4 protein-coding genes and 1 pseudogene are annotated in these 3,881 nt (G+C 62.1%); all 5 read left to right on the top strand.

Features of this window, described 5'->3' with window-relative positions; translation table 11 throughout:
• Positions 1-116 (top strand): annotated as a pseudogene (locus tag ABR948_RS28820) (type II toxin-antitoxin system RelE/ParE family toxin); the annotation flags it as partial.
• A gap of 13 nt (positions 117-129) precedes the next feature.
• A complete protein-coding gene (locus ABR948_RS28815) occupies positions 130-444 on the top strand; it encodes a HigA family addiction module antitoxin (RefSeq protein WP_428124595.1) in 315 nt (104 codons plus the stop codon).
• A gap of 130 nt (positions 445-574) precedes the next feature.
• Positions 575-2,167 (top strand): bifunctional phosphoribosylaminoimidazolecarboxamide formyltransferase/IMP cyclohydrolase, encoded by a 1,593-nt coding sequence (purH, locus tag ABR948_RS28810; protein ID WP_428124593.1) that lies wholly within the window; start codon positions 575-577, stop codon positions 2,165-2,167.
• Positions 2,168-2,507: 340 nt separating this feature from the next.
• A complete protein-coding gene (locus tag ABR948_RS28805) occupies positions 2,508-3,557 on the top strand; it encodes an aromatic ring-hydroxylating dioxygenase subunit alpha (protein WP_428124591.1) in 1,050 nt (349 codons plus the stop codon).
• Positions 3,558-3,560: 3 nt separating this feature from the next.
• A partial coding sequence (locus ABR948_RS28800; protein WP_428124589.1) for a GntR family transcriptional regulator occupies positions 3,561-3,881 on the top strand: 321 nt, incomplete at its 3' end.

The following is a 3,881-nucleotide window of genomic DNA, read 5'->3' as shown; positions in this document are numbered from 1 at the left end:
CCTTGCAGGGGTTCAATCCAAAACGCTATTCGGTCCACGTCAATGGACCATGGTGCATCACGTTCGAATTCGAGGACGATGAGGCGTGCCGCGTCGATTTCGAACAATATCACTAGATAAGGAGCAAACATGGTCTATGCGGCAAAGCGTGCCAAAAATCGCTGCCCTACGCATCCCGGCGCGCTGCTTCGCGATGAGATCATTCCAGCCACCGGTCGGACCAAGGCGGAGATTGCCGGACTGCTCGCGATTTCGCGTCAACATCTTTACGATATTCTGCAGGAAAGAAAGCCGGTGTCTCCGACCATCGCGGTTCGCCTCGGCAAGCTTTTTGGAGATGGTGCGGGCATCTGGACACGCATGCAGGCCGCTTACGATACGTGGCATGCGGAACGCACGGAAGACGTTAGCCAAATCCCGACCATTAGGATCAAGGCCGCCTGAACTCCGGGGATTTAACGGCCTACGCACGGATTCGCCACTTCCTGTGGCCAACGCAACCGGGGTGGCCGGCACCGGTTTCGCGGCCGCCAAAACCGTGCTACCCGGCGGGCCTGCCATTTAGGATCAAGCTATGACCGACCATCCGCGCCGCGTCACCCGCGCATTGCTGTCCGTTTCCGATAAATCCGGACTGATCGAATTCGCCCGCGCCTTGGCCGGCCACGGCATCGATCTCGTCTCCACCGGCGGTACCGCCAAGGCGATTGCCGCGGCGGGATTGAAGGTCACGGATGTTTCGGAACTGACCGGGTTTCCGGAAATGATGGATGGGCGGGTCAAGACCCTGCATCCCAAAGTGCATGGAGGGCTGCTGGCGATCCGCGACAATCCCGAACATGCGCAGGCGATGAAGAACCACGGCATCGCGCCGATCGATCTATTGGTGGTCAATCTCTATCCGTTCGAGGCGACCGTCGATAAGGGGGCCGGCTTCGAGGAATGCATCGAGAACATCGATATCGGCGGCCCCGCGATGATCCGCGCCGCGGCCAAGAACCACGATGATGTCGCCGTGGTCGTCGAAGCCCGGGATTATCAGGCCGTGCTCGACGAGCTCGCGGCCCATCAGGGCGCCACCACGCTGACGCTGCGGCGACGTCTGGCCGCCAAAGCCTATGCCCGCACCGCCGCCTATGACGCCGCGATCTCGAACTGGTTCGCCGAAGAACTCAAGACCGAGGCGCCGGATTTCCGTGCCTTCGGCGGACGGCTGATTCAGGCGCTGCGCTACGGCGAGAACCCGCATCAGACAGCGGCGTTCTACCGCACGCCCGACAAACGCCCGGGCGTCGCCACGGCGCGGCAGCTTCAAGGCAAGGAGCTGTCCTACAACAATATCAACGACACCGATGCGGCCTATGAATGCCTCGCCGAATTCGACGCGGCGCGCACCGCCGCCTGCGTCATCGTCAAGCATGCAAATCCCTGTGGCGTCGCCGAAGGCAGCGACCTGGTCAGCGCCTACCGCAAGGCATTGGCCTGCGATTCGACCTCGGCCTATGGCGGCATTGTCGCGCTGAACCGGACGCTGGATGCCGACGCCGCGCGCGCCATCACCGAAATCTTCACCGAAGTGATCATCGCGCCGGACGCGACCGAAGAAGCGATCGCCATCGTCGGCGCGCGGCGAAATCTGCGATTGTTGCTGGCGGGCGGGCTGCCCGATCCGCGCGCGATCGGGCTGACGGCGAAAACCGTTGCTGGCGGACTTCTGGTACAGAGCCGCGACAATGCGTCCGTCGACACTATGACGCTGAAGGCCGTGACCAAACGGACGCCGACCGACGCCGAGCTGCGCGATCTCAAATTCGCATTCCGCGTCGCCAAGCACGTCAAATCCAACACCATCGTCTACGCCAGGGATCTCGCGACCGTCGGCATCGGCGCCGGACAGATGAGCCGGGTGGATTCCGCGCGCATCGCCGCGCGCAAGGCACAGGACGCCGCCGATGAATTGAAGCTTGCGGTACCGATGACCAAAGGCTCGGTGGTGGCGTCGGATGCGTTCTTTCCGTTCGCCGATGGATTGCTGGTCACGATCGAGGCCGGCGCCACCGCAGTGATTCAGCCCGGCGGATCGATCCGCGACGATGAGGTGATAAAAGCCGCCGACGATGCCGGGATCGCCATGGTGTTCACGGGCGTCCGGCATTTCCGGCACTGAGCGCCGCCCATCTTCTTGTTTGAGCATGATCTCCGCGCAAACGCCTCTGGCGTTTGTCCCGAGGGAAAACCTGATCCCTTTTCCGGATCATGCTCTAACGGCATCCTGAGCGTCTGACCGGGAATACGAAGCGTGAATTCGAGTGGCTGCCTTTCGGCGCGGCCTTCGCGGCACGTGCGCTTTCTTGCGCGCCCGGGCATAAGTCCCTCAGATTCAATGATATTTTCAAATATGTATACAAGTTACGGAATTTTGGCTCATTTCTGCCAGAAAATGTTGTTATTTCTCCACCATTGTATACAATATGGATGCATCCTTAACCCACCGAGGAGCATTTCCGATGACCCCAACCTTTCCGATGAATGCCTGGTACGCCGCGGCATGGGACGCCGATATCAAGCACGCGCTGTTTCCGCGCACGATCTGCGGCAAGCACGTGGTGATGTACCGGCAAGCCAACGGACAGGTGACGGCGCTCGAAGACGCGTGCTGGCATCGTCTGGTGCCGCTTTCAAAGGGCCGTCTCGAAGGCGATAGCGTGGTGTGCGGCTATCACGGCCTCAAATACAATGCGTCGGGCCGTTGCACCTTCATGCCGTCGCAGGAAACCATCAATCCGTCAGCCTGCGTGCGCGCCTATCCGGCCGTCGAGCGGCACCGGTTCATCTGGTTATGGATGGGCGATCCAGCGATGGCCGACCCCGCGCTGGTTCCGGACATGCACTGGAACGACGATCCGGCCTGGGCCGGCGACGGCAAGACGATTCACGTCAAATGCGATTACCGGCTGGTGGTCGATAATCTGATGGACCTGACGCATGAGACATTCGTCCATGGCGGCAGCATCGGCAATGAAGCCGTCGCGGAAGCGCCGTTCGATGTGGCGCATGGCGACAATACCGTCACCGTGACCCGCTGGATGAGCGGCATCGAAGCGCCGCCGTTCTGGGCCCAGCAGCTGCAGAAGCCGGGACTGGTCGATCGCTGGCAGATCATTCATTTCCAGGCGCCCGGCACCGTCAATATCGATGTCGGCGTCGCGCCAACCGGCACCGGCGCGCCGCAAGGCGATCGCTCGCAAGGCGTCAATGGCTACGTGCTCAATACCATGACGCCGGAAACCGCGACGAGCTGTCACTATTTCTGGGCCTTCGTGCGCAATCATCGCCTGACCGAACAGCGGCTCACCACGGAAATCCGTGACGGGGTCGCGGGCATCTTCCACGAGGATGAAATCATTCTCGAAGCCCAGCAGCGCGCCATCGATGAGAACCCCGATCGCGTATTCTACAATCTCAACATCGACGCCGGGGCGATGTGGGCGCGGCGCATGATCGACCGCATGATCGCGCGGGAAAACCAGCCGTCTGCGATGCAGGCCGCGGAGTAACCGATGAGCGATCGCGACCCCGACCGCGCGGTATCCCAGACGGTGCGCGCCCAGCTCGCGCTGCGCGACCTGATCCTTTCCGGCCGGTTGCGGCCCGGCGAGCGGATTTCGGAGCTGCAGGCGGTCGAGACCACCGGCGCGTCGCGAACGCCGGTGCGCATGGCGCTGGTCCGGCTCGAGGAGGAAGGCCTGCTGGAGGCGATACCTTCCGGCGGGTTCATGGTGAAGGCGTTTTCCGAACGCGATATCCTCGACTCGCTCGAACTGCGCGGGGTGCTCGAAGGTCTAGCAGCCAGATTCGCGGCCGAGCGAGGGGTATCGGCG

The sequence above is a fragment of the Bradyrhizobium sp. genome (genome assembly GCF_050014615.1).
Lineage (GTDB): Bacteria > Pseudomonadota > Alphaproteobacteria > Rhizobiales > Xanthobacteraceae > Bradyrhizobium.
Note: the sequence above shows the minus strand (reverse complement) of the source record. Positions and strands in the feature narration are given on the sequence as shown.